24 protein-coding genes are annotated in these 25,440 nt (G+C 72.3%); 15 read left to right on the top strand and 9 right to left on the bottom strand.

The genetic code is table 11. The features are described from left to right. Positions 1-73: 73 nt before the first annotated feature. The 8 genes from AB0H37_RS07945 (at position 74) to AB0H37_RS07910 (ending at position 10,924) form a co-directional block, all read left to right on the top strand. Positions 74-1,294, top strand: a complete 1,221-nt coding sequence (locus tag AB0H37_RS07945; RefSeq protein ID WP_360611910.1) for a hypothetical protein — start codon at positions 74-76, stop codon at positions 1,292-1,294. Next, on the top strand, positions 1,291-3,687 hold the full coding sequence (locus tag AB0H37_RS07940) for a tetratricopeptide repeat protein (RefSeq protein ID WP_360611909.1): 2,397 nt from the start codon (positions 1,291-1,293) through the stop codon (positions 3,685-3,687). Before AB0H37_RS07945 ends, AB0H37_RS07940 begins: the two co-directional genes overlap by 4 nt. Continuing rightward, positions 3,684-5,009 carry a protein phosphatase 2C domain-containing protein gene (locus tag AB0H37_RS07935; protein WP_360611908.1) on the top strand — a complete coding sequence of 442 codons (1,326 nt, stop codon included), beginning with the start codon at positions 3,684-3,686 and terminating at the stop codon, positions 5,007-5,009. The genes AB0H37_RS07940 and AB0H37_RS07935 overlap by 4 nt, the downstream gene beginning before the upstream one ends. Next, the gene (locus tag AB0H37_RS07930) at positions 5,006-6,346 is read left to right on the top strand and encodes a VWA domain-containing protein (RefSeq protein WP_360611907.1); all 1,341 of its coding nucleotides are present in this window, start codon (positions 5,006-5,008) and stop codon (positions 6,344-6,346) included. Before AB0H37_RS07935 ends, AB0H37_RS07930 begins: the two co-directional genes overlap by 4 nt. A gap of 2 nt (positions 6,347-6,348) precedes the next feature. Continuing rightward, a complete protein-coding gene (locus tag AB0H37_RS07925) occupies positions 6,349-7,203 on the top strand; it encodes an FHA domain-containing protein (RefSeq protein WP_360611906.1) in 855 nt (284 codons plus the stop codon). Next, positions 7,200-8,711, top strand: a complete 1,512-nt coding sequence (locus AB0H37_RS07920) for a hypothetical protein (RefSeq protein ID WP_329093930.1) — start codon at positions 7,200-7,202, stop codon at positions 8,709-8,711. Before AB0H37_RS07925 ends, AB0H37_RS07920 begins: the two co-directional genes overlap by 4 nt. Continuing rightward, positions 8,699-9,553, top strand: coding sequence for a glutamate ABC transporter substrate-binding protein (locus AB0H37_RS07915; RefSeq protein WP_329093932.1), 855 nt, complete (start codon positions 8,699-8,701; stop codon positions 9,551-9,553). Before AB0H37_RS07920 ends, AB0H37_RS07915 begins: the two co-directional genes overlap by 13 nt. A gap of 174 nt (positions 9,554-9,727) precedes the next feature. Next, on the top strand, positions 9,728-10,924 hold the full coding sequence (locus AB0H37_RS07910) for a hypothetical protein (protein WP_179833396.1): 1,197 nt from the start codon (positions 9,728-9,730) through the stop codon (positions 10,922-10,924). Here the strand turns inward: AB0H37_RS07910 and AB0H37_RS07905 are convergent. Further along, entirely contained in the window at positions 10,885-11,505 is a 621-nt protein-coding gene (locus tag AB0H37_RS07905) for a hypothetical protein (protein WP_360611905.1), read from the bottom strand. The genes AB0H37_RS07910 and AB0H37_RS07905 overlap by 40 nt on opposite strands. A 137-nt stretch (positions 11,506-11,642) precedes the next feature. On the opposite strand from AB0H37_RS07905, the gene AB0H37_RS07900 reads away from it, so the two are divergent. After that, a complete protein-coding gene (locus AB0H37_RS07900; RefSeq protein WP_308427148.1) occupies positions 11,643-12,161 on the top strand; it encodes a PH domain-containing protein in 519 nt (172 codons plus the stop codon). Between the two features lie 18 nt (positions 12,162-12,179). Here AB0H37_RS07900 and AB0H37_RS07895 read toward each other — a convergent pair whose 3' ends face one another. The 6 genes from AB0H37_RS07895 to AB0H37_RS07870 are packed head-to-tail and all read right to left on the bottom strand — an operon-like array spanning position 12,180 to position 19,193. After that, complete coding sequence (locus AB0H37_RS07895; RefSeq protein ID WP_360611904.1) at positions 12,180-13,625, bottom strand: FAD-dependent oxidoreductase; 1,446 nt, start codon at positions 13,623-13,625, stop codon at positions 12,180-12,182. Continuing rightward, positions 13,622-14,461: an ABC transporter permease gene (locus tag AB0H37_RS07890; RefSeq protein ID WP_360611903.1), complete on the bottom strand. Its 840-nt coding sequence runs from the start codon at positions 14,459-14,461 to the stop codon at positions 13,622-13,624. The genes AB0H37_RS07895 and AB0H37_RS07890 overlap by 4 nt, the downstream gene beginning before the upstream one ends. Further along, positions 14,458-15,321 (bottom strand): ABC transporter permease, encoded by an 864-nt coding sequence (locus AB0H37_RS07885; RefSeq protein ID WP_179833392.1) that lies wholly within the window; start codon positions 15,319-15,321, stop codon positions 14,458-14,460. The genes AB0H37_RS07890 and AB0H37_RS07885 overlap by 4 nt, the downstream gene beginning before the upstream one ends. Further along, positions 15,321-16,574 (bottom strand): spermidine/putrescine ABC transporter substrate-binding protein, encoded by a 1,254-nt coding sequence (locus AB0H37_RS07880; RefSeq protein WP_360611902.1) that lies wholly within the window; start codon positions 16,572-16,574, stop codon positions 15,321-15,323. The genes AB0H37_RS07885 and AB0H37_RS07880 overlap by 1 nt, the downstream gene beginning before the upstream one ends. Continuing rightward, a complete protein-coding gene (locus AB0H37_RS07875) occupies positions 16,571-17,722 on the bottom strand; it encodes an ABC transporter ATP-binding protein (protein WP_360611901.1) in 1,152 nt (383 codons plus the stop codon). Before AB0H37_RS07875 ends, AB0H37_RS07880 begins: the two co-directional genes overlap by 4 nt. A gap of 37 nt (positions 17,723-17,759) precedes the next feature. Beyond that, positions 17,760-19,193 (bottom strand): gamma-aminobutyraldehyde dehydrogenase, encoded by a 1,434-nt coding sequence (locus AB0H37_RS07870; protein WP_360611900.1) that lies wholly within the window; start codon positions 19,191-19,193, stop codon positions 17,760-17,762. A 164-nt stretch (positions 19,194-19,357) separates the two neighbouring features. On the opposite strand from AB0H37_RS07870, the gene AB0H37_RS07865 reads away from it, so the two are divergent. From AB0H37_RS07865 to AB0H37_RS07840, 6 genes are all read left to right on the top strand, one after another. Continuing rightward, complete coding sequence (locus AB0H37_RS07865) at positions 19,358-19,819, top strand: Lrp/AsnC family transcriptional regulator (RefSeq protein ID WP_329093949.1); 462 nt, start codon at positions 19,358-19,360, stop codon at positions 19,817-19,819. 95 nt (positions 19,820-19,914) lie between these two features. Continuing rightward, a complete protein-coding gene (locus AB0H37_RS07860; protein WP_179833389.1) occupies positions 19,915-20,172 on the top strand; it encodes a DUF1778 domain-containing protein in 258 nt (85 codons plus the stop codon). A gap of 7 nt (positions 20,173-20,179) precedes the next feature. Then, the gene (locus tag AB0H37_RS07855) at positions 20,180-20,653 is read left to right on the top strand and encodes an NUDIX hydrolase (protein ID WP_360611899.1); all 474 of its coding nucleotides are present in this window, start codon (positions 20,180-20,182) and stop codon (positions 20,651-20,653) included. 768 nt (positions 20,654-21,421) lie between these two features. Next, the gene (locus AB0H37_RS07850) at positions 21,422-21,859 is read left to right on the top strand and encodes an HIT family protein (RefSeq protein ID WP_360611898.1); all 438 of its coding nucleotides are present in this window, start codon (positions 21,422-21,424) and stop codon (positions 21,857-21,859) included. A 146-nt stretch (positions 21,860-22,005) separates the two neighbouring features. After that, positions 22,006-22,722 (top strand): ATP-binding cassette domain-containing protein, encoded by a 717-nt coding sequence (locus tag AB0H37_RS07845; RefSeq protein ID WP_360611897.1) that lies wholly within the window; start codon positions 22,006-22,008, stop codon positions 22,720-22,722. Then, the gene (locus AB0H37_RS07840; RefSeq protein WP_329093958.1) at positions 22,719-23,408 is read left to right on the top strand and encodes a hypothetical protein; all 690 of its coding nucleotides are present in this window, start codon (positions 22,719-22,721) and stop codon (positions 23,406-23,408) included. Before AB0H37_RS07845 ends, AB0H37_RS07840 begins: the two co-directional genes overlap by 4 nt. 582 nt (positions 23,409-23,990) lie before the next feature. Here the strand turns inward: AB0H37_RS07840 and AB0H37_RS07835 are convergent. Both AB0H37_RS07835 and AB0H37_RS07830 read right to left on the bottom strand, forming a co-directional pair. After that, positions 23,991-24,815: a YwqG family protein gene (locus AB0H37_RS07835; RefSeq protein WP_360611896.1), complete on the bottom strand. Its 825-nt coding sequence runs from the start codon at positions 24,813-24,815 to the stop codon at positions 23,991-23,993. 63 nt (positions 24,816-24,878) lie between these two features. Beyond that, a complete protein-coding gene (locus AB0H37_RS07830) occupies positions 24,879-25,382 on the bottom strand; it encodes a DivIVA domain-containing protein (protein ID WP_329093962.1) in 504 nt (167 codons plus the stop codon). Between the last annotated feature and the right edge of the window lie 58 nt (positions 25,383-25,440).

Genomic DNA, 25,440 nt, shown 5'->3' with positions numbered 1-25,440 from the left:
CGGGGGAATCAGGGGCGAACATGGGTCAAGTCGTGGACCGGCGTTGAGTGAGCCACGCCTGGACCGGCCTCCGATGAGCCGAGACGAGGCGGACAGAATGCTCGCGCGCCTCCAGGACGAGAGGGAGCGCATCGGCGCGGCCCTGCTGGAGCTGGAGGCCCACCAGGGCTACCAGCTGCTGGAGGGCGCGGCGCTGCGCGGCGCGACCCTGCGCGTGCAGTCCGACGTGCGGTCGTCGACGGCGTCCCTCTGGCTGCTGTTCGACCTGCACGGGCGCGTCCTGTCCGCCGCCGAGGAGCTGCGGGCCCGCCACGCCAGGCCCGGCCAGGCGCAGCTCGCCGAGCTCACCCGCCTCCTGGACGGACCGTCGGTGGAGCTGCCCGCCGGGGAGGTGCCGCTGGAGCGGCGGACGCTGCTGGCCGCCCCGTCCGGCGAGAGGCTGACGCTGCGGGCGGCGGTCGACCGGATGACGCCGCTCTACGAGGAGGTCGCGCGGGCGGTCGCCGCGCTCGACGCCGTCTGGTCGACGCTGCTGTCGCGGCTGGCCGAGGTCGAGGCCGAGCGGCGGGCGGCCGAGGAGCTGCTGGAGTCCGCCGGCGGCGCGGACCCCGCCCTCGAACGGCTCCGCGACGAACTGGAGACCGTCGCCGCGACCGTGCGCGCCGACCCGCTCGCGCTGGCGCGGGACGGCAGCGCCGACACCGCGCGGCTGGACGCGATCCGCTCCGGCCTCGCCGAGGTGCGCCGCGGCCTGGAGGAGGCGGAGCGGCTGCGCGAGGGGTTCGCCGCCCGCATCCGCGGCGTCTCCGCCGTCCTGGACCTGCTGCGCGAGGCCGAGGCGGAGGCGCGCGCCGCCCGGGACGAGGTCCTCGTCAAGATCACCGCGCCCGCGCTGCCGGACCTTCCCGACTCCTCCGCAGCCCTCGCCGACCGGCTCGCCGCCGTCACCCGGCCCCGGCCCGGCGCGGCCGCGCGGGACGGCGGCTGGCGCGAGACCGCGAAGCGGGTCGCCGACCTGGAGCACGCCGCCGACGCGGCGCTGGAGCGGGCACGTGAGACCACCGGCCTGATCCGGGGCCTGCTGGACCGGCGCGAGGAACTGCGCGGCCGCCTGCAGGCCTACCGGGTCAAGGCCTCGCGGCTCGGCCACGCCGAGGACGCCGAACTGGCCCGGTCCTACGAGCAGGCACGCGAGCTGCTGTGGACCTCCCCCTGCGATCTGCGGAAGGCCACCGTGGCCCTGACCGCGTACCAGCGGGCCGTCACCTCGCGGTCGAAGGGAGCGGATCGATGAGCCAGTGCGCGCAGCCGGGATGCGGAGGAACGATCGCGGACGGCTACTGCGACGTCTGCGGCAATCCCCCCGCGGCCGTCGCCCCCGCGGCGACCGCGGCGCCGAGCGTCCCCGCCCCGCGGCCGCCCGCCGAGCAGCCCGACCGATGCCACCAGGCCGGATGCACCGGCACGATCACGGACGGCTACTGCGACGTGTGCGGCTCGCCGCCCGCCTACACCGCCCGCGTCCAGGCGGCCGCGGGCGCCGGCGGCGCGGGCACGACCGGGGGCACGGGCACGGCGGGAAGCACGGCGACGTCGGGAAGCACGGCGACCGGCAGCACCCGGACGGGCAGCACCCGCACCGGGTCGGCCCGCTCCTCCGGCCGCCGCGGCATGCTCGGCGCCGGGCTCGTCGAGGTGCCGCGGGTCCCCTACCGGGACCCGTCCAGCGCGGTCATGAGCGACCCGGAGGTCGCGGAGGCCAAGCGGTACTGCAGCGGCTGCGGCGAGCCCGTCGGCCGGGGGCGCGGCGACCGCCCGGGACGCACGGAGGGCTTCTGCCCCAAGTGCGGCGCCCGGTTCTCCTTCACCCCGAAGCTCGGCCCGGGCGACCTCGTCGGCGGCCAGTACAGCGTTCTGGGCTGCCTCGCCCACGGCGGGCTCGGCTGGATCTACCTGGCCAAGGACAAGAACGTCAGCGACCGCTGGGTGGTCCTGAAGGGCCTGCTCGACAGCGGCGACGCCGACGCGATGGCCGCGGCGGCGGCCGAGCGCGCGTTCCTCGCGGAGGTCGAGCACCCCAACATCGTCAAGATCTACAACTTCGTCCAGCACGGCGGCGACGGCTACATCGTCATGGAGTACGTGGGCGGGGAGTCCCTCAAGGACATCCTGCTCCGGCAGCCGCTGCCGGCCGGCCAGAAGCACCTGCCGCTCGCGCAGGCCATCGCCTACGGGCTGGAGGTGCTGCGGGCGTTCGAGTACCTGCACGCGCAGGGCCTCGTCTACTGCGACTTCAAACCGGACAACGTGATCCAGTCCGAGGAGCAGCTCAGGCTGATCGACCTCGGCGGGGTGCGGCGGCTGGACGACCCGGACGGCGCGATCTACGGCACGGTCGGCTACCAGGCCCCCGAGATCGCCGACGCCGGTCCCTCGGTGACCTCGGACCTCTACACGGTCGGACGGGCGCTCGCCGTGCTGAGCTTCCCCTTCAAGGGCTACACCCGCGGGTTCGCCGACTCGCTGCCGCCGCGCGAGGAGATCCCCGTCCTCCAGCGGTACGAGTCCTACGACCGGCTGCTGCGCCGCGCGACGCACAAGGAGCCGACCGCGCGCTTCCAGGACGCGGCGGAGATGGCCGAGCAGCTCACCGGCGTGCTGCGCGAGGTGCTGGCGGCCGAGGACGGCGCCCCGCGTCCGGCGCCGTCGGGGCTGTTCGGACCGGAGCGGTTCACGACGCGGATGGCGGGCGAGGCGCGGGAGGAGGCGGCGCTGCCGCCCGTCCCGCCGCCGGTCGCCGCGGCGGCGCTGCCGGTTCCGCTGGTGGACGGCGCCGACCCCGCGGCGGCGTTCGTGTCCGGGCTCGGCGCGCTGGAGCCGGCGCAGGCCGCCGAGGCGGCGGCGAACGCGCCCGAGCGCACGCCCGAGGTCAGGCTGGCGCTCGCCCGCGCCAAGATCGAACTGGGCGCGGCGGAGGAGGCCGACGAACTGCTCGACGCGCTGGCCACCGACCGTCCCTCCGACTGGCGGGTCGGCTGGTACCGCGCGGTCGGGCTGCTCGCACAGGGCCGGGTGGACGCGGCCGCGCCGCTGTTCGACCGGCTGTACGGGCTGCTGCCCGGCGAGGCGGCCCCCAAGCTGGCCCTCGCCTGCTGCCGTGAGCCTTCGGCGCCGCACGACGCCGTCCGCCTGTACGAGACGGTGTGGCGCACCGACCAGAGCTACATCAACGCCGCCTTCGGCCTCGCCCGCGTGCACCTGGCGGCGGGCGACCGCCGCGCCGCCGTCGCCGCGCTCGACTCGGTACCGAAGATCTCCATCCGGTACGTGCCCGCGCAGGTCGCGGCCGTCGTGACGGCCGTGCGCGGCCGTCCCCCCGCCGAGCTGACGGCGGGCGAGCTGGTCGCCGCAGGCCACCGGCTCGCCGCCCTCGACCTGGACGCCGAGCGGCGCGACAGGCTCGCCGCCGAGGTGCTGGAGGCCGCGCTCGGCTGGATCCTGGCGGGTCCCGGCACGGCGCCCGGGACGCAGGGCGGCTCCCTGTTCGGCGCCGCGCTCGCCGAGGCCCCGCTGCGCCGCCTCCTGGAAGGGACATACCGGGAGCTGGCACGCCGCACCCGTGACAGGGACGAGTGCCGCCGGCTCGTCGACTCCGCCAACGCCGTACGCCCGAGGACGCTGCTGTGACCGACGACCACACCGGAGCCGACGACATCACCGGAACCGACGCCCCCCGAACCGACGCGACCGGAACCGGCACGGCCGGAACCGACCAGGGAAAGGCGGCCGAGCTCGCCTGCCCCTCCTGCGGCGCCGTGGTGTTCGCCGAAGAGATCTTCTGCGAGGAGTGCGGGCACCGGCTCGCCGACGGCCCGCCCGCCGAGTCCACCGGGCGTGACGGCGCCACGATCAGGCAGGAGTCCGCGCCGTCCGCCGGCCGGCCCCGGCGGGCTGACGGAGCGGGCCCGTGCCCCGGATGCGACGGGACGGCGATCGACGCCGACGGCTACTGCGAGACGTGCGGCCTGCGCCAGCCCGCCGAGCGCGACCACGTCGAGATCGAACTGCCGGGCGGATCCGGCGGCAACGGCACCCGCCCGGTCGTCGCCGCGGGCGCGAGCGACCGCGGCCGCCGCTACAGCCGCAACGAGGACGCGCTGGCCCTCGCCGCGCACCTGTCCGGGATCGCCGCCGTCGTGTCCGACGGCGTCGGATCCTCGCAGCGTCCCGACGAGGCGTCCCGCGCCGCGGCCGACACCGGCCTCGCCGAGCTGGTGGCGCGGCTCGACGCCGGCGAGGACGCCGAGGACGCCACCCGGCACGCGGCGCTCCGCGCGGCCGCCGCCGTCGCCGCGCTCGCCACCTCGCCGTCCGACGCACCGTCGTGCACCTACGTGTCCGCCGTGACGCGCGGCCCGGCGGTCACGGTCGGCTGGATCGGGGACAGCCGCGCCTACTGGCTGGCCGCGGACGGCCCCGCCGGGCCGGGCGAGGACGCCGCGCCGGGGCCCGCGCCCGACGAGATGGACGCGGCCGAGGTCAGCACCGGCGACATGGCCGAGCTCAGCGCGTCCCGCCGGCTCACCGAGGACGACTCGTGGGCCGCGTTCATGGTCGCCGAGGGGTCGCTGACCGAGGCGGAGGCGGAGGCCCACCCGAACGCGCACGTCATCACCGGGTGGCTGGGCGCCGACGCCGGGCAGGTCAGCCCGCACGTGGCGACGTTCCGGCCCGGCGGCCCCGGCACGCTGCTGGTGTGCAGCGACGGCCTGTGGAACTACTTCCCGGCCGCCGCCGACCTGGCGGCGCTGCTGGCCGGTCCCGGGGGCGGGGAGTCCCCCGGCCCGGCGGCCGACCCGCTCGGCACCGCGCGGACGCTGGTGAGCCGCGCGCTGGACGCCGGCGGCCGCGACAACATCACGGTCGCCGTGATCCCGGTCCCCTCCCCCGGCGGCTCCGGCGGCCGCGTCCACGAGAGCATCCCCCAGAGCACGGAGGAGCCCCGATGAGTGAGCCGCAGTTCACCATCTCCATCGACCAGAACAAGTACCTGCCCGAGGGCGGCCGCGAGGTGCACGCCATCGTGTCGGTCGAGGCGAGCGCCGCCGAGGGCGCGGCCGAGGGCGCCCCCGTCCCGTCCTCGACCCGGGCGTCCGAGGTCGTCATCATCGACACCTCCGGCTCGATGTCCTACCCCGGGACCAAGCTGCGCGCGGCGATCGCGGCCGCGCAGGTCGCGGTCGACACGCTGCGCGACGGCGTGGAGTTCGCGGTCGTCTCCGGCTCCAACGCGGCCAAGATGGTCTTCCCCCGGCACCAGGGGACGGTCCCGGCGACGCCGGACACCCGCGCGGAGGCCAAGCACGCGCTGAGCCGGCTGACGGCCGCCGGCGGCACCGCGATCGGATCCTGGCTGCGGCTGGCCGACGACCTCTTCGGCGGCCGCGACGGCATCCGGCACGCGATCCTGCTGACCGACGGCAAGAACCAGCACGAGACGGCGGAGGAGCTCGACGCGGCCCTGGCCCGCTGCGGCGGGCGGTTCGTCTGCGACTGCCGCGGCGTCGGCACCGACTGGGAGGTCGCCGAGCTGCGCAAGGTGGCGTCCGCGCTGCTCGGCAGCGTCGGCATGGTGGCCGACCCCGCCGGGCTGGTCGAGGACTTCCGCGCCATGACGGAGGCGGCGATGGGCAAGTCCGTCGCCGACGTCGCCCTGCGCGTGTGGACGCCGCAGACGGCGCGGCTGCGGTTCGTCAAGCAGGTCTCCCCGTCGGTGGAGGACCTCACCGGCAAGCGCGCGGAGTCGGCGCCGCAGGCGGGCGACTACCCGCTCGGGGCGTGGGGCGCCGAGAGCCGCGACTACCACATCTGCGTGGAGGTGCCGCCGGGCGAGATCGGCAAGGAGCTGCGCGCCGCGTGGGTGAAGCTCGTCGTGCCCGGCCCGCCGGGCGAGGAGGCGCGGGTCGTCGCGACCGCGAACGTCCTCGCCCAGTGGACCGACGACGAGGCGGAGTCCACCCGGATCAACCCGCGGGTGGCGGGCTACACCGGGCAGGCGGAGCTGGCCGCGGCGATCCAGGAGGGCCTGCAGGCCCGCAAGGACGGCGACCTCGACACCGCGACGGCGCGGCTCGGCCGGGCTGTGGTGCTCGCGGGCGAGGCGGGCAACGACGAGATCACCGCGATGCTCCGCAAGGTGGTGGACGTCGTGGACGAGGCGACCGGTACCGTCCGGTTGAAGCGCGACATCGCCAAGGCCGACGAGATGGAGCTCGACACGCGCTCCAGCAAGACGGTCCGGACCCGCAAGGACGAGACGGTGACCACCAGGAGGGGCGAGGGCTGAGCATGGCGAGTTGCCCCAGCGGACACACCTCGCACGCGCAGGACTACTGCGACGTCTGCGGCGAGCGCATCGAGGGCGCCCCTTCCGGCGCGGCCCCCGGCGCGTCCGGTCCGCGGTCGTCGCCGGGCGGGTCCGCGTGCCCCGACTGCGGTACGCCCGGCACCGACCGCTTCTGCGAGGCGTGCGGCTACGACTTCGCCATCGGGGGCGGCAAGCCCACGCCGGCGCCCGAGCCCGCGGTCGCGCCGGAGCCCGCGGTGCCCGTCCCGTCCGAGCCGGGCGCGACGCCGCGCGGGCCGTCCGATCTGCGGCGCCCGCCCGCGCCGCCCGTGCCCGCTCCCCCCGTTCCGGCCCCGCCGGTTCCGGCTCCGCCCGTGCCCGCTCCTCCCGTCCCGGCCCCGCCGGTCCCGGCCCCGCCCGTTCCGGCGCCGCCGGTGCCCGGGACGGTGTGGACGGCGGTCGTGCGCGCCGACCGCGAGTACTACAGCACGGTCATCGCCGAGGAGGGGCCCGACTCGGCGTCCCTGGCGTTCCCCCCGTACGCGCCCGAGCGGCGGGTCCCGCTCGCCGGGCAGCAGGTCCGCATCGGGCGGCGCAGCTCCTCGCAGCCGTCCCCGCCCGAGATCGACCTGCGCGAGCCGCCCGAGGACCCCGGCGTCTCCCACGTCCACGCGGTGCTGCTGGCGAAGCCCGACGGCACCTGGACGCTGGTCGACCCCGGCTCGACCAACCGCACCTGCGTGAACGGCTCCACCGACCCCATCCCGTACAACGTGGAGATCCCGGTCTCCGACGGCGACCGGATCCACGTGGGGGCCTGGACCACCATCACGCTCACCCGAGGCGAGGCGACATGACCGCCGTCCAGCAGTCCCCGCCGGCGGGCCGCCCGGCCCCCGCCGCGCAGGCTCCGCCGCCCACCCGCGGCGGGAGCGAGGCGCTGCTCCTGCCGAGCGACGGGACGCCGTCCGGTCCCGCGCGGCTGCTCCCCCGCACCGTCGCGGCCCGTGTCAGGACGCTCACCGTGCTGTCGCTCGTGCTGCTGGTGGCGCTGCTCGGCGTCGCCTGGGCGGCGATCGGGAACGCCCGCGAGGGGGTGCGGGTCATCGGGCACGACGCGGGCCCGCAGGTCGTCGCCACCGGCGACCTGTACTTCCAGCTCTCCGACATGGACGCGCAGCTCGCCGACGCACTGCTGATCGGCGACGCGGCGGGCGGCGGACGCGAGCAGGCGCTCGCCCGCTACGACCAGAACCGGCGCAAGGCCGGCGACGCGCTGCTGAAGGCCGCGAAGCTCGCCGACGAGACCACCGAGAACAACACGGCCCGGGACCTGCTGGACGCGCTGGCCCGCTACGAGCGCCTCGCCGGGCAGGCCCTGCTGCTGGACCGGCAGTCCCCGCACGCGTCCGGGCCGCCGGCCCAGAAGGTCGTCGACCTCTACCGGCAGGCGACCGACCTGATGAAGCTGGACCTGCTGCCGAAGGCCTACAACCTGACGCTCGACAACGGCACCCTCGTCCGGCACACCTACGAGGACAAGCGCTCGGCGGTCCTCCTCGGCCGCACGGGCCTCCTCGTCGCGGGCGTGGCGCTCCTGGCCGTCCTCCTCGGGTTCCAGCTCTTCCTGGCCCGGCGGTTCCGGCGGCTGCTGAACGTTCCGCTCGCGCTGGCGACGCTCGGCACGCTCGCCCTGGTCGCGGCCGGGTCCCTCATGCTCACCGGCCAGGCGAACCATCTGCGCCAGGCCAAGGAGGAGGGCTTCGACTCGATCCTGGGGCTCTCGCGGACGCGCGCCATCAGCAACAGCGCGAACGCCGACGAGACGCGGTTCCTGCTCGACCCCGGGCGGGCCGACGCCTATGAGCAGGTCTACCTGAGCAAGTCCCAGACCGTCCTGTACCTGAAGGCCGGCAACCTGACCCAGTACAACGCGGCCGTCCAGAAGGATCTGACCGTCGAGCCCGGCCGCGTGCGATTCCTCGGTTTCCTCGGCACCGAGGCCGACCGGCCGGTCCAGTCGGCCCGGCAGAAGGCGCAGCTGACGGACGTCATGAACAGGGTGCTCGCCGACTACCAGAAGGTCCAGGCCAACGACCGCCGGATGCGCGACCTGGTCGACCGGGATCGGCGCGACGAGGCGGTCGCCGCCCGCGGCGCCGCCGCCGCCGACTTCACCCGGTACGACCGCTCCCTGCAGGCGCTGGTCGCCATCCACCAGAAGGCGTTCGACGAGGCCGTGAAGGACGGGGACGGCGGCACGAGCGGCTGGTACGCCGTCCTGCCCGCGGCGGGCGTCGTCATCGCCGCGCTCGTCCTGGTCGGCGTCCGCCCCCGCCTGGCCGAGTACCGGTGGTCGAAGTGAGGGTGCGGCGCCTCGCGGCGGCGGTCCTCGCGGCGGCGGCCGTCCTCGGCGCGGGAACGGCGTGCGGGATCGCCGACGCCGGTGAGGACACCGTCGCCGGAAAGGACGCTCTCGTCATCGGCGTGAACGGCGACCAGCCGGGACTCGGCGAACGGCGCGCGGACGGCACTTTCACGGGATTCGACGTCGACATCGCGAAAGAGGTCGCCCGGCGGATGGGCGTGGGTCCCGGCGACGTGACGTTCAAGCGCGTGACGTCGGCGACCCGCGAGAAAATGCTCCAGGACGGGGACGTCGACCTCGTGGTGGCGAGCTATTCCATCACGCCGGAACGCAAGGTGAAGGTGTCGTTCGCGGGTCCCTACTATGTGGCCCACCAGGACATTCTCGTCCGCAGGTCCGAAGCCCGCGCCATCCGCGACATCGACGGCCTGAAAGGGCGGCGGCTCTGCCGCGTGCAGGGTTCGGTGTCGTTCCCGCGCGTCCACGACGAGCAGGGCGTGGCCGCGCTGCCGGTCGAGGCGAGCGGGTACGCCGGCTGCCTCACCGAACTCACCGAGGGGCGGCTCGACGCGGTCTCGACCGACGACCTGATCCTCGCGGGCCTCGCGGCGAAGGCGTCCGGGGGCGGCGGCGGTCTCACGCTGGTCAACGCCCCCTTCACCGACGAGCCCTACGGCGTCGGCATCCGCAAGGGCGACGTCGACGGCTGCGAGGCGGTCAACAAGGCGATCACGCGGATGTACCAGGACGGCACCGCGGCGCGGCTGCTGGACACGTGGTTCCGCCCCGCCGGGCTGAGGGTGACCACCACCGTCCCGCAATTCGAGGGCTGCGTCTGAGAATCCGTCACGAAGAGCACGGAAGGCGTTACGGAATGGCACGGGAAGGACAGGTGAGACCGGCCGGTCACTGAGATCAGTCGGTTACGTAAGTTCCGGTCGGCGCACGTGATCGTAAGTTATGGTCGCGATCAAAACCCGTTCCGGTAATCACCGTCACGCCCGAGGAGTGCAATGACGACGGTCATCCTGGTGGTGATGTGCGTCGTGGTGGGGGCGCTCGAACTGTACGCGGGCAAGCAGAGCCGGGACCAGGCCCATGCCTTCACCCGCCGGATCGACGAGCTGAACGACCAGGTCACCAAGCAGAACAACGTGCTGGTCACCGTCGGCGAGCAGCTCACCGCGGAGCTGTCGCGGGTCAAGCAGGACGTGCTGCCCGCGCTCGACACCCGGCTCCGGCAGAACACCGGGCAGGTGGAGGAGCTCGCGGGCCTCGTCCACCAGGCGGACGACTACCTGCGGACCCAGGCGGGCAGGCTGCACGAGCTGGAGCAGCAGCGCATCACCCTCGCCGCGCTGCGCCGCAAGCTCGGCGAGGTCGAGACGTCGGTGCGGGCCGCCACCGGTGCGGGCGGCGGGGCCGCCGACGGCAAGGTCGACGAGGCGCTCGGCCGGCTCGCGGACCTGGAGCGCGGCGGCGAGGAGATCCTGGAGCTGCAGCGCGCCCTCACCCGCACCCTGGAGGACGTCGAGGACGTCGTCGCCGAGCTGCTGCAGTTCACCGAGGGCGAGCTCGACGACACCGTCACGGCGGCGCTCACCGGGCGTCCCCGCGCCCACGGCGACGCCGTCACCGCGACGGGGCGGCTGTGGACGCGCGACGAGCAGCTCGAGGACATCCTCAGCGACATGTACGAGCGGTGCGTGCGCGCCAGCCGGCTGGCCGTGCGGTTCCGCACGGCCGAGGGCCCGAACGGCACGCCCGGCTCACCGGAGCGCCGCCGCTACTTCCTCGGCGGGCACGCCAGCGAGGACCTGGCAGGCGTGTTCAGCGCCCTGCTCATCTCCGCGGGCGCCGGTGCCCGGCCCGGCAACGGCGCCTCCGGCGGCGAGGCCAGGCGGGGCCTCGCGCGGGTGGAACCGGGCGTCCCCGCGGGAGTGGAGGCCGTGCGCGGGCCCGAGGACGAGGCGGCCCTCAAGTCGCTCCTGAGGACGCTGGCGGAGTGCTCGGGCGCCGTCGTGCAGATCGGCCCGCTCATGGCCGTCCGGACGCGCGACGAGCTGCTGTGCGCGGTGCTGACGGCCGCGCAGTCGCTGGAGCTGGAGAGCGACGAGGTGTTCTGGGACCCGGCCGACGCGAGCGTCCGGCTGCGGCGGCTGCCGTCCCATCAGCTGTGGGACCTCACCGGCTGGGCCACCGCCCCGTAGGCCCGCACGGAACGTTCCGCGGGGCCGCCGATGCGCACGTACAGGGGGCAGCGCAGGGCGCCGGTCCGCGGGTCGGCCTCGACGCAGAGGCCGATCCCGGCGGCGCGGTCGAGGAACACCGCGTTCTCCACCGCCCGCGCCCCGCGCACCGCGTACGGGACGGAGTCGGCGTCGCCGGTGTCGACGAGCTCCTCGAACGTCAGCCTCCGCGCGAACCGCATCAGCACCGCGGCGTCCACGACGCGGCTGCCGATCGCCGCCGACGGGCCCGCGACGACGATCCCGAAGCTCGGGTTCTCCCGGCCGCGCACGTAGATCTCGCGGTCCGGCTCCAGGCCCCGGCGGCGGTCGGGGACCTGGACGCCGAAGCCGGCGTCGCCGTTCAGGTAGGCGGGCGGGCCGAACCCCGCCGGCGGCGCCCCGTCCCGGACGCGCAGCGCGCCCGCGGGCATCTCCCAGCCGGGCAGGTACACGCCGAGGCCCCTCAGCAGCAGCCGCCAGATGGGGCGTCCGGTCACGTCGGGCGCGAACTCGCCGCGCGGCTTGCCGGGCTCCTGCGGATTCTCGGCGTCGCCGTCCATGAAGACCATGATCGGCGAACGGATCCGCGTCCGACAAGGCCCCGCGCGGAGCCGGGGCCCTTACCGTGCGGGCCCCTGCACCGCCGGTGCCGCGTCGGCTACGGTTGACCCACCCGGATCATGACGAGGACGCCGCCGTGAATCTGCAGGACATGATGGTGCACCGCGACACCTCGTCGCGGACCGTCGACAAGTATCTGATGTCCTACGAGGGCCGTGTCATCGCGGTGCGGCGGCATCCCGCCGTCCTGCTGCTGCCGGTGGCGGTCGTCGTCGCCGGGCTCATCGCGTGCGGTGCGGCGAGCGCGGTCAGCGGGCAGATCTGGATCTGGTGGCTGTGGCTGATCACCGTCTGCTACCTGGCCTGGAAGGTGATCGCCTGGTCGGTGGACTTCTTCCTGGTCACCGAGCACCGGGTGATGGTCGTCAACGGGGTCCTCAACCGCAACGTCGCGATGATGCCGCTCGCCAAGGTCACCGACATCGCACTGAACCGCTCGGTGCTCGGGCGGATCTTCGGCTACGGCGAGTTCGTGATGGAGTCCGCGGGCCAGAAGCAGGCGCTCCGCAACGTCGGTTTCATGCCGTACCCGGAGCAGCTCTACCTGGAGGTCTCGTCGGTCATCTTCGGCACGGTCGAAGAGTCGCCGGACTGATCCCCCCTCCCCCCAGGGTCAGGAGTCGAAGCCGAGGCCCATGCGGTCGAGGGTGCGAAGCCAGAGGCCGCGGCGTCCCGCGTTGCGGTCCGCGCGGGCGATCTCGCGCCGGGTCAGCTCGATGACGCCGTAGCGCAGCGGCTCGGGCGGGAACGGGACGGGCCTGGAGCGCACCATCGCCAGCCGTGTCCGTTCGGTCTCCTCGCCGGGCGCGAGCCCGACGCGCAGGAGGTCGAGCATGACGTCCGCTCCGAAGCGGGTGGCGCCGACCCCGAGGCCGGTGTAACCCGCCGCGTACGCGAGCCTGCCGTCGTAGGCCGTCCCGTAGAAGGCGCAGAAGCGGCTGCACGTGTCGATGACGCCGCCCCAGGCGTTGGTGAAGCGCACGCCCTCCAGTTGCGGGAACGTCGTGAAGAAGTGCCGGGCCAGGGTCGCGTACGTGGAGGGACGCCGTTCCAGGCCGGGACGCATTCCGTTGCCGAAGTGGTAGACGGCGTCGTAGCCGCCCCACAGGATCCGGTCGTCGGCGGTCAGCCGGTAGTAGTGGAACTGGTTTGCGCTGTCGCCGAGCCCTTGCCGGTGCCGCCATCCGACGGCCTCGCGTTGCGCGGGGGTGAGCGGCTCGGTGACGAGGGCGTAGTCGTACACCGGGACGACGTAGTTGCGCAGGCGCCGCAGGATCGGTGGGAAGGCACCGGTCCCCAGGGCGACGTTCCGGGCGGTGACCGTCCCGAGCGGGCGGGGTGCCCGGTCGCCTCGCCGCGGGGGCGCGGCGGCCGTCAGCCGGAGCCGGCGGGCGTCGGGGCGCAGCGCGGTGACGCGGGTGTTCTCGAAGACGCGGACGCCGAGGGCGCGGCACGCCGCCGCCAGGCCCCAGGCGAGCTTCGCCGGGTGCACCATGGCGACGGCGTCGCGGTCCCACAGGCCCGCGAGGTAGGTGGGCGAGTCGACCTCTGCGCGGACCGCCTCCGGGCCGAGCATGATCGGTTCCCAGCCGTGCTCGTAGGCCTTCTCCGCCGCCTCCTGGAGCGCGGGCACCTGCCATTCCTCGGTGGCGACGCTCATCTCCCCCGTCGGCTCCCATTCGGCGTCGATGCCGTGGCGGGTCAGGGTCTCGGCGATCGCGCGCAGGTTGTCCCAGCCGAGGCGTTCGAGCGCGTGGACGTCGTCCGGCCAGCGCCCGAGGCCGTTCTCCAGGCCGTGGGTGAGGCTGGCGGCGCAGAACCCGCCGTTGCGGCCGGACGCGGCGGCGCCGATCCGGCCGGCCTCCACCACGACCACGTCCAGGGACGGGTCGCGCTCCTTGGCGAGCAGCGCCGTCCACAGGCCGCTGTACCCGCCGCCGACGACGGCGAGGTCGCACGTCAGCGCGCCGGACAGCGCCGGGCCCGCGCCGGGGCGGGCCGGGTCCTGGAGCCAGAACGGCTCCGGGGCGGCGCCGGCGAGCGACGCGGCGACGTTCACGTTCGCGCGCGGATGCTGCGCCGCGCCGACACCACCGCGATCAGCACGCCGACCGCGAAGATGAGCGTCCCCATCACGTTGACCTGCGGCGGCGTCCCCGTCCTGGTGGAGCCGTAGATCCACAGCGGGAACGTGACGGTGGCGCCGCTGGTGAAGTTGGTGATGACGAAGTCGTCGATGGACAGCACGAACGCCAGCAGCGCCCCCGCCAGCACCCCCGGCATGATCATCGGCAGGGTGACCAGGCGGAACCGCGTCCAGGGGCCCGCGCCGAGGTCCTGCGCCGCCTCCTCCACCGCGGGGTCGAGCCCGACGACGCGGGCCCGGACCGTCACGGCCACGAACGCGATCGAGAACATCACGTGCGCGAGGAGGATCGTCAGGTAGCCGCGCGGCAGGTTGAACGTGACGAACATCGACAGCAGCGACGCGCCCATCACGATCTCCGGACAGGAGATCGCCATGAACAGCACGAGGTTCGTCGAGCCCTTCCCGCGGAACCGGTACCGGCCGAGCGCGAGGCCCGCGAACGTCCCGATGACCGTGGTGATCAGCGTGCTGAGCAGCGCGATCGTCAGCGAGTTGACGACGGCCGCGGTGAGGTCGCTCTTGTCGAACAGGTGCGCGTACCACCTGAGCGTGAAGCCCTGCCACTGGAAGTTCTGCTTGCTTCGGGTGTCGTTGAACCCGAACAGGATCATGATCGCGATCGGCAGGATCAGCCACGCGATCAGCCCGAGGGTGTAGAGGTGCAGGCCGGAGATCCGGCGCCTGCGGGGCCGCCGCCGCTGCGGGGTCTTGGTGAGCGTCACCGGGGCCTTGGTGTGCGTCGTCATCGTCCCGCCGCCTCCAGGACGTCCTGCGTGCCGAGTGTGCGGGCATAGGCGAAGATGCCGACGAGCAGGACCGCCATCAGCGTGAACGACAGCGCGGACGCCGTCGGGTAGGCGCTGTTGTTGAAGTACTCGGTCTGGATGACGTTGCCGATCATGGTGTTCTGCGGGCCGCCCAGCACCTCGGCGTTGACGTAGTCCGACGACACCGGCACGAACGTCATGATCACGCCGGCGAACACGCCGGGCAGCGACAGCGGCAGGATGACCCGCAGGAACGCCTGCGCGCGGCTCGCGTACAGGTCGTAGGCCGCCTCCACCACGCGCGGGTCGATGCGCTCGAGCGCCACGTAGATCGGCAGGACCATGAACGGCAGGAAGTTGTAGGCGAGCCCCGACACCACCGCGACCCCGGTGTCGAGGACGTGGAAGCCCTCCGGCAGGACGCCGTGGTCGCGCAGCGGCCCGAGGATCGGCCCGTTGTCGGTGAGGACGAGCTTCCATGACACCGTCCGCAGGATGAACGAGACGAAGTACGGGAGCAGCAGCAGGAAGAGGTACGTCGACTTGGCGCGCCCGCCGCGGAACGCGATCCAGTACGCGGCCGGGTAGGCGAGCACGATGCACGCGATCGTCGCGACCAGCCCGTACCAGAGCGACCGGACGAACTTGTCGCCGTAGGTGCCGAACCCGTCGGTGTAGTTCTGCCAGTGCAGCGTCTGCTGGAAGCCGTCGATGAGGTTCCCGGTCTGCAGCGACAGGGACACCATCAGCACCATCGGGACGAGGAAGAACACCGCGAGCCACAGCCCGCCCGGCAGGATCATGAGGTACGGCGCGAGCCGCCCCCGCACCCCCGCCATCACGATCCCTTGGAGATCGGCTCGAAGATCTTCTGGTACTCGGTCTCCTCGGCCTGCGTGAGCCGCCGGTAGTGCCGCAGCCGGGCCAGGTCGGCCTGCGACGGGAAGACCAGGGGGCTGGTGCTGAGCCGGGTGAGGTCCTTCTTGTCCGCGCCGCCGGCCTGCTCCGCCTTCTGCGCGATGAGCTTCTGGGTGGCCGGGATCGGCGGCATGTAGTTGATGAACTCGGTCAGCGGCGCGTTGTTCTCCGGGACGTAGAGCCAGTTCATGAGGGTCAGCGCGTCCACCGGGTTCTCGGCGGTCTTCGGGACGCACAGGTTGTCGGTCCAGATCGTGCCGCCCTCCCTGGGCACCACGAACTTCACGTCCGGGCTGGTCAGGCTGTACACGTCCCCGGACCACGCCATGGTCATCCACACGTCGCCCTTGCTGACGGCGTCGACGTAGTCCTGGCTGTAGTACTTGCGGACGATGCCCTTGTCGCGCTGCTCGCGCAGCTTGGCGGCGGCCTTCTCCCAGTCCGCCTTCGTCGACTTCTCCGGGTCGATGCCGAGCAGGAACATCCCGAAGTTCCCGAGCTCCTGCGAGTCGCCCATCATGCCGACCTTGCCCTTGTACTTCGGGTCGAACAGCTGGGCGATGCTGGTGATCTCCTCCTTCACGTACTTGGTGTTGTACGCGATTCCGGTGACCCCGGACTCGTAGGGGACCGTGAAGGCGTTGCCCGGGTCGTAGGACGGGTTCCTGAACGACGGGCCCGCGTTCGCCTGGAAGTTCGGCAGCTTCGACAGGTCGAGCGGCGCCAGGTAGCCGAGCTGGCGGCACTGCTCCAGCTGGATCCCGTTCGTCATCACCATCAGGTCGAAGCCGATGGACTGCCCGGCGGCCAGCGGCGCCTGGATCTTGCCGAACCACGGGGCCATCTCCTGGATGACCTCCTTGTAGGTCACCTTGACGCCCGTCTCCTTCTCGAACGCCTTGATGGTCTCCCGGTCGTCCTGCATGTAGCCCGGCCAGTTCGCCCAGTTGAGCCGACCGCTCCCGGTCTTGCCCGCCCAGTACTTCTCGACGTCGCTCTGGCTGACCTTCTCCTTGCCGCCCTGCCCCTTCACCCCGCACGCCGACATGGCGAGCCCGGCGCCCGCCGCGCCCATCAGCCTCAGGACGTCGCGGCGGGCCGGACCGCCCGCGTCGGAACGTGCCAGACGCGGCCTTGTGAGTCCGCGGAGGAAAGCGGGGTCGAACTGGCTCACTGCGGGGCTCCTATCGCGTACGAGTGGCGCGGATCCCACGACAGCCAGACGCTGTCGCCGCGCACGGCGATGTCGTCGGCGGACGTCGCGTTCTGCAGGAACACGACGACGTCGGCGCCGGCGGAGGTGGTGATGTTGTAGTTCGTCGACGTCCCGAGGTACACGACCTCGGTCACGGTCCCCCGGACGGCGCACTGCCCGTCCCCCGGCTTGTCCGGCCCGATGCCGATCTTCTCTGGGCGGACGGTCAGCTCCACCCGCTCCCCCTCGACGGCCTCCCGGCCGTCGCGCAACGGGACCTCGATCCGCCCGTCCGGGCCGTGGGAGAGCACCGCGCCGCCCGGCCCCGCCCCGGTGACCTCCCCGTCCAGCAGGTTGGACGTCCCGATGAACCCGGCCACGAACCGCGTCGCGGGATGCTCGTAGATCTCCCGCGGCGTGCCGAGCTGCTCGATCACCCCGTCGTTCATGACGGCGATGCGGTCCGACATCGTCAGCGCCTCGCCCTGGTCGTGCGTCACGTACACGAACGTGACGCCGACCCCCCGCTGGATCCGCTTCAACTCGACCTGCATCGCCTGGCGCAACTTCAGGTCGAGGGCGCCGAGCGGCTCGTCCAGCAGCAGCGCCCGCGGCTCGTTGACCAGCGCCCGGGCCAGCGCGACCCGCTGCTGCTGGCCGCCGGACAGCTCGGCGGGACGGCGCCTCTCCCGTCCCGCCAGATCGACGATCTCCAGCATCTCCCCCACCCGCCGCGTGAGGTGCGCCTTCGGAACGCCGCGCCGGCGCAGGCCGAACGCGACGTTCTCGAAGACGCTCATGTGGGGGAAGAGCGCGTACGACTGGAACACCATGTTCACGTCGCGCCTGTTGGGTGGCACGTCCGTGACGTCCTGCCCGCGCAGCCGGACCCGCCCCGCCGTCGGCTCCTCGAAGCCGGCGATCATGCGCATGGTCGTCGTCTTGCCGCATCCGGACGGGCCGAGCAGGGAGAAGAACTCCCCTTCCGCGATCGACAGGTCGACGCCGCGGACCGCCGCCACGGTCTCGCCGTAGGCGTGGTAGTCCTTCTCGACTCCCGCGAGCTCGATCGCGGGGACCGCGCGGGCCGGATCGTCGCGCGCCGCGGCGGGGTGGGTCTCGGTCATGGGCGGGGCTTCCTTCACGGGCTCCGGTCGGCGGCGCTCAGCCGCCGATGTAGTGCATGACGTGCTTGACGCGGGTGTAGTCCTCGATTCCGTACATCGACATGTCCTTGCCGTAGCCGGAGTGCTTGAAGCCGCCGTGCGGCATCTCCGACACCAGCGGGATGTGGGTGTTGACCCACACGGCACCGAAGTCCAGCGCCTTGCTCATGCGCATGGCGCGGCCGTGGTTCTGCGTCCAGACGCTGGCGGCGAGGCCGTACTTGACGCCGTTGGCCCACTCCACGGCCTGAGCCTCGTCCGAGAAGCTCTGGACGGTGATGACCGGGCCGAACACCTCGTTCTGCACCATCTCGTCGTCCTGCCTGAGGCCGCCCACGACGGTCGGCGCGAAGAAGTAGCCGCGCTCCCCCACGCGCTCGCCGCCGGTGAGGACCTTCGCGTGGCTGGGCGCCCGCTCGATGAAGCCCTGGACGCGCTCCAGCTGGTTCGCGTTGTTCACCGGCCCGTAGAAGGCGTCGGCGTCACTGGGAGGCCCGACGACCGTCCCCTTGGCGGCCTCGGTGAGCGCCTCGGTGAACTCCCCGTGCAGCCGGTCGGCGACCAGCACGCGGGTGGCCGCCGTGCAGTCCTGGCCCGCGTTGAAGTACCCGGCCTCGGCGATGCCCGTCGCCGCCGCCTCGACGTCGGCGTCGTCGAACACGACCACCGGCGCCTTGCCGCCGAGCTCCAGGTGCACCCGCTTGAGGTCCTTGGCCGCCGACGCGGCGACCTCCATGCCGGCGCGCACGCTCCCGGTGATCGACACCATCTGCGGCGTCGGGTGCTCCACCAGCGAACGCCCGGTGCCGCGGTCGCCGCAGACCACGTTGAAGACGCCCGGGGGCAGGAACTCGGCCGCGATCTCCGCCAGCATCAGCGTGCTCGCCGGCGTCGTCTCGGACGGCTTGAGCACCACGGTGTTGCCCGTCGCCAGCGCCGGCCCGATCTTCCAGATCGCCATCATCATCGGGTAGTTCCAGGGCGTCACCTGCGCGCACACCCCGATCGGCTCCCGCCGGATCGAGGAGGTGTGGTCGGCCATGTACTCGGCGGACGCCTTGCCCTCCAGCACCCGCGACGCCCCGGCGAAGAACCGGAGGTTGTCCACCATCGGCGGCACCTCCTCGTCCAGGGTCATCTGGACCGGCTTGCCGGTGTCCCGGCTCTCCGCCCTGACGAGGTCCTCCGCCCGCTTCTCGACCGCGTCCGCGAAGCGCAGCATCGCCAGGCTCCGCTCGCCCGGCGTGGCGTCGCGCCAGGCGGGGAACGCGTCGGACGCCGCGCGGAACGCGGCGTCGACGTCTTCGGCGCCGGACACGGGCGCCTCCGCATACGTCTCGCCGGTGCTGGGGTCGACCACCTCCAGCGTCCGCCCGTCCTTGGCGTCGACGTACTCTCCGCCGATAAAGTTGCGCAGCCGCTCGCCGCTCATCCTCAGGTCCCTCCTGGGCGCCGTCGCCCGTTGTGTCCTGTTGGCCCGACCCTTACAGAGGTGTCCGCCCAACACAAGTGATTCCGTTGTTACGATCGAATTTCACGACTGATTCACTTGGCCCAGAGGCCTCACACCCTCGATGCCGCAGCTAGGAGAACCGGATGGAACGGGCACCCCGCGTCCAGCTCGACGAGACCGCCAAGCAGATCATCGAGCAGCTCCAGCAGGACGGCCGCCGCTCCTACGCCGCCATCGGCAAGGCCGTGGGCCTGTCCGAGGCCGCCGTGCGCCAACGCGTGCAGAAGCTCCTCGACACGGGCGTCATGCAGATCGTCGGCGTCACCGACCCGCTCATGCTCGGCTTCCACCGCCAAATGATGATCGGTGTCAGGTGCGAAGGCGACCTGGAGAGGATCGCCGACGAGCTCGCCGCCCTGGACGAGATCGATTACGTCGTCATCACCGCGGGCTCGTTCGACATCCTCCTGGAGCTCGTCTGCGAGGACGACGAACGTCTTCTGGAACTTCTCGGCCGTATCCGCGCCGTACCGGGCGTCGTCTCCACCGAGAGCTTCGTGTACCTCAAACTTCGCAAACAGACCTACTCCTGGGGAACCCGCTGACTCCACCGGACACCCGTCGATTCTCGTTCTCAGAGGGGATGTCCTGGCAACTCCTCGCGGCGTACTTTGAAAGGCCGCGAGGAAGGAGACCGGCCATGCCCGAGTCGGTTCGCCAGGACCTTCCGGCCGATCCCGCCGACGATCACATCACCTTTCGGACCACGGTGGAGCAATTCCTCGTGATCCGCGCGGCGGCCGAGCTGATCGGCTGGTCGGTCACCGACTTCGTCCTGTCAGCCGCCCTGGACCGCGCCGAACGCGACCTCTACGAACACGCCGCCTCCCAGGAGTCGGCGGAGCCCGCCCCCGACCCGATCCCTCCCTATACGGCCCTGCTGCTGGCCCTGTCCTGACCCTTCCATGTGCGATCCCTTGGCCAAGGACCACCAGGGCAATGCGCTGACGGCCCTCCTCCCGGCCGACCGCGCCGTCCCCGGTGACGCTCCCATGCCCGCGGCCTTGGCGGCGGTCTGGCACGACCACCATCTCCTGCTGGTCTATGACCGCCACCGCCGCCAATGGGAGCTCCCCGGCGGCCGGATCGAAGCGGCCGAGTCACCCCTGGAAGCAGCCGTCCGCGAACTCCATGAGGAGACCGGCCTCCACCTCCCCGCTCTCACACTCGCCGGCTACGCCCGCTTCCACCTGGCATCACCGCCCTGCTACGAATACGCGGCCCTCTACACAGCCCAAGCCCCAACCCGCCACACCACCTTCACGCCCACCCCCGAGATAGCCGCGATCCGCTGGTGGAGCCCGTCCACCCCCCACCCTCAAGACGCCCAGCCCCTGGACACGACCCTGGCCCTCCTGGCAACGGGCAGGTCCGGCTAAGGGCGCGCCTCAGTCTCCTCAAGGGTCTCGTCCAGGCGGCCTCCAAAGCCGATCATGAAACCCACCCCCGGCGACCTCGTTCCTCCAACTCACAGACCGCGACCACCGCCACCACCGCGCCGTGACTCAACCGCACAAGCACTGGTCGCGAACGCCGCTCAAACGGTCTCAGAAAATCTCCAGAGCAACCCTCGCTGCTACTCCCGCTCGCAGACCGCGATCACCGCCACCACCTCGGCGTGACTCAACCGCACAAGCACTGGTCGCGAACGCCGCTCAAACGGTCTCAGGAAATCTCCAGAACGCCCCTCGCTGCTGCTTCTGCTCGCAGACCGCGATCAACACCGCCATCGCGATCAACACCGCCACCTCGGCGTGACTCGATCACACAAGCTCTGGTCGTGGACAGCGGCCACACGGTCTCAGGAAATTCAGAGCGACCTACGCTGCTACTTCTACTCGCGACCGCGATCACAGCCGCCACCGCGCTGTGACTCGATCGCACAAGGTCTGGTCGCGGACAGCGCTCGGCCGGTCTCAGGGGAATCTTCAGAGTGGCCTTCGCCGCCTCCGGCCTGCGGCTGGCGTCGGAAACATTCAGGCTCAGCACCTCCAAGTACGTGGGCGCGGATCGTTCCCAGGGCGATCGGCCGCGGGCCAGGACCGCCCGCCCTTGGGTGAGAGGGTGATCAGCGCCGTCTCCCCGAGGCCGTCGGTGGCGTTCGGCCGACTTGCGGTCCCTTGCGGGTGGGGCTGGAGAATAGGGGGATGGGTGAGGCTGTGAGCAAGGCGTGTCTGTTCTGCGAAATCATCAAGGGGGAGCGGCCCGCGCACGTCGTGCTGGACGCGCCGGACGCGGTGGCGTTCCTCGACGCCCGGCCGCTGTTCAAGGGGCACACGCTGCTGGTCCCCCGGACGCACTACGAGACGCTCACGGATCTGCCCGAAGACCTCCTCGGCCCGTTCTTCGCGCAAGCCCAACGCCTTGCCGGGGCGATGGAATCCGTACTCCAAGCAGCCGGCTCGTTCGTCGCCATGAACAACCGGATCAGCCAGAGCGTCCCCCACCTGCATGTACATGTGGTTCCGCGCAACCCCAAGGACGGCCTCCGCGGCTTCTTCTGGCCTCGCCAGAAATACGCCTCCGACTCCGAAGCCGCCACCTACGCAAGCCGCCTCTCCAAAGCAGTCACCACCTCCACCTAACTGAGCCCCCGGCTACCGCACCCGCCTCACCGTCATCCCGAACCTCCGTTCCCGTCCCCTCCGTAGTCCCCGTGTCAGGGCTCGGCCTTCGGCGGCGGGGTGGGCTAACGCCGTTCTTACGCGAGGGGCTCTACCGTCTGGGTGCCATGCGGCTGGAGCGTGTCGCCTTTCGTTATCGGCGCCGAGACCCCTGGGTGTTCCGGGACGTCACGTTGTCGCTTCCCGAAGGAAGCGTGACCGAGGTGACCGGGCATAACGGCGCGGGGAAGTCCACGCTGCTCCGCGTGATCGCCGGCCTGCGCAGGCCACGAGAGGGCGTCGTCGGAGACCGCCCCGCCCGAGTGGGGTACGCGCCGGAGCGGTTCCCGGTCGACCAGCCCTTCAGCGTCCGGGCCTACCTGGGCCACATGGCGGCCATACGGCGCGTCCCCGCGGACACCGGCGACGTCTGGGCAGAGCGCCTGAGCTTCGACCACCTCCTCGATGTTCGGCTGTCCGAACTGTCGAAAGGCAGCGCTCAGAAGATCGGGCTCGCGCAGGCGCTCATGGCGGACCCGGAGCTGCTGATCCTGGACGAGCCCTTCGCGGGCTTGGACGCCGCCACCCGCGATTCGCTCCCCGAGCTGATCTCCGAGCTGGCCTCGCGCGGCTCCACGGTCGTCGTCAGCGACCACCAGCGCTGCATCGAGGCGATGCCCGGCGTCGACCGCTGGCACGTCGCCAACGGCTCCGTGACCCCGCTGGCCTCCGCGGACCCCGGCCATTGGACCGTCCTGGAGGTCGAGGTGCCCGGAGACGAGGCCGACACCGTGGAGACGAAGCTGAGGGCCGACGGCTACCGGGTGCGGAGGCGCGAAGATTGATCGCACTCGTCCGATTCCACGTGGCGGGATATCTCCGCTCGCTGCGCGTCCTCCAGCCGCTGATCGTGGTGGCCCTGATCGTGGCGCTGGTCCTCGCGCAGGGACCGAGCGGCCCTGACGCCGGCGAACTCGCCGTGCGGACGTTCGCGGACGTGGCGGCGTTCATGTTCCCCGTGTGGGCGTGGGCGGCCCGCGCCCTCCTCGACACGCAGCCCGACGAGCAGCGCTCTCTGACCGCCACCGCGGCCCGTGGCCCGTCCGCGCCCACGTGGGCGGGCCTGCTCGCCGCGTACGGGGTGAACGTCTCACTGGGCGTCGCGGCACTGGCCGTCCCCCTCATCCAGGCCCTCCAGGCGGGTTCGTCCGGACGGGCGATCTTGACGGGCTGCGCGTTGAATCTCCTCGTCGCCATCCCGGGCACGCTGCTCGGGGCATGGACGAGCCGTGCCCTCATCCCCGATCCCGGTGTCTCGCTGCTGGCGCTCCTCGGCGGCGCGACCGCGCTCCTTCTCCTGAGCATGGGAAGGCTCTCCTGGCTTTCCATCCCGATGATCGGATGGATGCGCGCTGCTCACGACGGCCCGAACGTCTTCGTCTCGCACTTCCCCACCACCGCTCTCCATCTCCTTGTCTGGTCCACAGTCGTCGGCACCGCCTATTTCCTCACCACCCGCCGCACCTCCTGATCACCCCGCGCCCCCGACCTCGCCCACCCGGCCCCCATGCGCCCCCTGATCTCCTGCCTCTGAGGGCCGCGACCCGAACGGGTTGGGGCACCCGGCCCGTTGCGCGGACGGCGTCGCGGAGGGCGGGCGCCAGCGAGCACCAGCTCACACCGCGCCTGCGCCCGCTGATGCGGTCTTTGCCGGTGAGGCAGCCGGCGCTTTGATGGGCGAAGCGCCCGCGAGCAGGGCGGTCATCACGCCGCCGTGCCCACCGCACATGACCAGGGCGCCGCGCCCCGCGGGGATGCGGCCGATCTCGTAGTCGTGGTCCCACCGGCGGAGGTAAGCGACGGCTTCTGTTCGCCCTCGAAGATGTAAAAGCGTCTCGGCAGGAAGCAGGCCGTCGCGACCGTGTGCTGACGCTCCTCGCCACCTGTTCGCGGTCGTCTCTATCCGCAGACGTCGCGCCGCCGCGTGCTTGCAAGGGCCACGGGGACGTCACCGAGGGCCGACCGCCGTCGCGTTCCGCGTTCCAGTGGGCACGCCGCGGCGCAGCTCGATCTGTACCAGCGGGCGGGCGCCCGGGAGATGACCCAGGGTGGGTTACGCGGCCTGGACGGTCAGCCATGTCTGCTCCAAGGGGGTGTCGCGGCGGTTGCAGAAGTAGATGCGGCCCGGGTCGCCCCAGTACCAGCCGAGGCGGTCGTCGGAGTCGAGCTGGAGGAGGAGGTGCCACTCCTCGACCGCGCGCTGCTCGTCCGGTGTGAGGGCCGGAGGATTGAGGGAGTTCAGTGTGCGGCCGGTCGAGGCGTACAGGCAGTCGGGGCCGAGAGGACGCTGGACGAGGGTCGGCCAGCCGCCCAGTTGGTGGGCGGGTGCATCGTCCGGGCAGGTGTGGCGCGTCCATGCGGTGTGCAGTTGTTCGTACACCGGCACGATGCCGTCGTAGACCATCTCCAGGCGCTGGACGACTTCCTCCTGGGGAGATGGCAGGGAGAGGAACGGAGCGGCGCCGAAGGTGGTCTGCGGGTAGGAAAGGGTGCCCGGCGGAGGGGTCGCCGGGCGCAGGTCGCCGGTGAAGACGCGCCAGCCGTCGCGCTGGTCGGGTTCGTCGCCCCACGGACGGGGGATCTCGCTCGCGTAGTAGAACGCGGCGCGGCAGGCGGGCAGGCCCGGGACCTTCGGCAGGCCGCCGAGGCCCGCGAAGTCGATCGCGCCTAAGAAGTCGAGCGGACGGCCGTTCCACGTCGGCCACGGCTCGCCCGGCGGCAGCTGCGGGGTGCCTCCGAGGTGGACGGGCACCTCACCGTGGGAGGAAAGGCGCAGCCCGGGCCTGATCAGGGGCAGCAGGATGGCCGTGATCTCCGGCGCGAGGAAGGAGTCGAGGAGGGCTCGGAGCCGTCGGTACTGGGGGGCGAAGGGATCCATGCACGTAGCGTGGCGCGGCCCTCACACGGCGCGCAGCATCCCGCGAAATTGTGGATAACTTCGTCAGCGTTCGAGGGCGGCCGCGAGTTGCAGCAGGAAGCGGTCGACCTCCTGCTCGTCGTAGCTCGGTCCGAAGCGGACGGTGCGGAACGCGCTCTCCCGCACGTCCCGGGCGGTCACGGGCGGGGCGACGCCGCGCAGGCCGGCGATCACGCGCTCGAGAAAGGCGTCCACGTCCCGCACGTCGTAGCCGGGGCGCAGGCCGGCGCCGGAGAACCGCGCGTTCTGGATCCAGTTGATCAGCCAGGCAGGCTGGGCGCGGGTGCGGCCGGGACGTTCCCCGATCGGCGCCCGGGCCTGGAGCTCCCTGATGCACTCGCGGAGCAACTCGTCCACCGCGCGATGGTCGTAGCCGCGCAGGACGGTGGTGAAGCGGGCCCGGCGCACCTCGTCCACGGGCACCGGCGGTCCGCCGTTCAGCGCCTGCGATATCCGCTTGAGCAGGGCGTCGACCTGGCCCCGGTCATAGCCCCGCAGGACCACCGGCAGCCGTGTACCCGTCTTCACCGGCACAGCGCTCCTCAGCCGTGTTCCCGCGCGCCGCACGGCGCCAGGAACGCGCCCG

It is taken from the genome of Actinomadura sp. NPDC023710, from assembly GCF_040639875.1.
Lineage (GTDB): Bacteria > Actinomycetota > Actinomycetes > Streptosporangiales > Streptosporangiaceae > Spirillospora > Spirillospora citrea.
The sequence above is the reverse complement of the archived record's forward strand: the minus strand, read 5'-3'. Positions and strand labels throughout refer to the sequence as shown.

Coding starts and splice junctions, on each gene's coding strand:
- AB0H37_RS07945 (WP_360611910.1), top strand. CDS start 74: ATGAGCCGAGACGAGGCGGACAGAATGCTCGCGCGCCTCCAGGACGAG.
- AB0H37_RS07940 (WP_360611909.1), top strand. CDS start 1,291: ATGAGCCAGTGCGCGCAGCCGGGATGCGGAGGAACGATCGCGGACGGC.
- AB0H37_RS07930 (WP_360611907.1), top strand. CDS start 5,006: ATGAGTGAGCCGCAGTTCACCATCTCCATCGACCAGAACAAGTACCTG.
- AB0H37_RS07925 (WP_360611906.1), top strand. CDS start 6,349: ATGGCGAGTTGCCCCAGCGGACACACCTCGCACGCGCAGGACTACTGC.
- AB0H37_RS07920 (WP_329093930.1), top strand. CDS start 7,200: ATGACCGCCGTCCAGCAGTCCCCGCCGGCGGGCCGCCCGGCCCCCGCC.
- AB0H37_RS07910 (WP_179833396.1), top strand. CDS start 9,728: ATGACGACGGTCATCCTGGTGGTGATGTGCGTCGTGGTGGGGGCGCTC.
- AB0H37_RS07905 (WP_360611905.1), bottom strand. CDS start 11,505: ATGGACGGCGACGCCGAGAATCCGCAGGAGCCCGGCAAGCCGCGCGGC.
- AB0H37_RS07890 (WP_360611903.1), bottom strand. CDS start 14,461: ATGACGACGCACACCAAGGCCCCGGTGACGCTCACCAAGACCCCGCAG.
- AB0H37_RS07885 (WP_179833392.1), bottom strand. CDS start 15,321: ATGGCGGGGGTGCGGGGGCGGCTCGCGCCGTACCTCATGATCCTGCCG.
- AB0H37_RS07875 (WP_360611901.1), bottom strand. CDS start 17,722: ATGACCGAGACCCACCCCGCCGCGGCGCGCGACGATCCGGCCCGCGCG.
- AB0H37_RS07870 (WP_360611900.1), bottom strand. CDS start 19,193: ATGAGCGGCGAGCGGCTGCGCAACTTTATCGGCGGAGAGTACGTCGAC.
- AB0H37_RS07865 (WP_329093949.1), top strand. CDS start 19,358: ATGGAACGGGCACCCCGCGTCCAGCTCGACGAGACCGCCAAGCAGATC.
- AB0H37_RS07860 (WP_179833389.1), top strand. CDS start 19,915: ATGCCCGAGTCGGTTCGCCAGGACCTTCCGGCCGATCCCGCCGACGAT.
- AB0H37_RS07855 (WP_360611899.1), top strand. CDS start 20,180: ATGTGCGATCCCTTGGCCAAGGACCACCAGGGCAATGCGCTGACGGCC.
- AB0H37_RS07850 (WP_360611898.1), top strand. CDS start 21,422: ATGGGTGAGGCTGTGAGCAAGGCGTGTCTGTTCTGCGAAATCATCAAG.
- AB0H37_RS07845 (WP_360611897.1), top strand. CDS start 22,006: ATGCGGCTGGAGCGTGTCGCCTTTCGTTATCGGCGCCGAGACCCCTGG.
- AB0H37_RS07835 (WP_360611896.1), bottom strand. CDS start 24,815: ATGGATCCCTTCGCCCCCCAGTACCGACGGCTCCGAGCCCTCCTCGAC.